This is a genomic window from Spirulina sp. CCY15215, from assembly GCF_016888125.1.
Classification (GTDB): Bacteria; Cyanobacteriota; Cyanobacteriia; order Cyanobacteriales; family Spirulinaceae; genus CCY15215.
Window position 1 is genome coordinate 1 of sequence record NZ_JACSWA010000177.1, and the last position, 1,076, is coordinate 1,076.

The 1,076-nt window shown below is 40.4% G+C and carries 2 protein-coding genes; both read right to left on the reverse strand.

The features are described 5' to 3' along the window. Positions 1-180: 180 nt before the first annotated feature. The gene (locus tag JUI58_RS00890) at positions 181-528 is read right to left on the reverse strand and encodes a DUF5615 family PIN-like protein (RefSeq protein WP_204101863.1); all 348 of its coding nucleotides are present in this window, start codon (positions 526-528) and stop codon (positions 181-183) included. Beyond that, entirely contained in the window at positions 528-845 is a 318-nt protein-coding gene (locus tag JUI58_RS00895) for a DUF433 domain-containing protein (protein ID WP_204101864.1), read from the reverse strand. Before JUI58_RS00895 ends, JUI58_RS00890 begins: the two co-directional genes overlap by 1 nt. Between the last annotated feature and the right edge of the window lie 231 nt (positions 846-1,076).

Below are 1,076 nucleotides of genomic sequence, written 5' to 3' on the forward strand. Positions count from 1 at the left end.
ATGCCCCAGGCTTGAATTTGCCATCCTGCTGCGATGAGAAAGAAAAGGGCGATCGCGGCGATCGGGGTTGCGAGAATGACCCATTGCCAAGTCTTTAGGTTTATCATTGGTTTAACTCTAATACTTATCTTTATTTAGTATAAAATATTCTTAATTTGTCACGCATTAAATCCTCTACCTTTACAAGGGTAAGTATTGTACTTGATTTATAAACTCTTCAGGATTGCCAGCTTTACCCATAAGTTCTAAATCGCGGATGCAATCTCCAAGAGAAACACGCTGTTGATGAGCATAAATAACACCTGCGAAATTAATTCCTTCAGCTTGACGACGATCGGCTTCTATTAAAAAATCTCGATCTCTAGAAAATAAAACTCGTCTAAGTTCCGTGGCGCGATCGAGTACTTGTGGATCGGATATCCCACAACGATTGTCTTCTTGAATACTCAAAACATCTACACCTCGATGACGCAACTCTATCGTAATCGCTTTAGGAACTTGTTCGTCCATATAAAGAGCAACACTCATTATTTTAGTTTTCCTAGTTTACGCATTCTCGCTACAAAAGAAGATTCTCCTGCTTCTAAACGTCGTTCTTCTGAATCTTGAAAGCGCTGTTCGATTTCGAGATCGCACTGCTCTTTATATTCCCAATAGTAAGCTAGTGCAGAATAAATCTGACTCATTTGAAGATGGGGATATTGGTTTGCGAGTTCTTCTGGTGTCCAATTGTAGGCCTTTATAGCAGAAATCAGTTCTACAACCTTCATGCGCGTTCCGGAAATAATGGCGCGATCGCGATCGTTTAATTCAATGTACTTAAATGCAGTTGTTGTAATAGGCATGGGTTTTATACAGGAGTAATGTTATTGATTGGGGTGCATCTCAATAATGTAAATTCGTAGAGTGTGCAGGGAGAATTATCAATATTTTTCAAGTTCTATTAGTATACCCTACCCACCCTACTAACTGGAGGACTACTTCTTCTAGGGGGACAAGATTGGGTTTTGTCCATTTCACCAACAGCCAGCGCCAACCCACAAGAGTGAGAACAAAAATCCCCCAGATCCAACTGA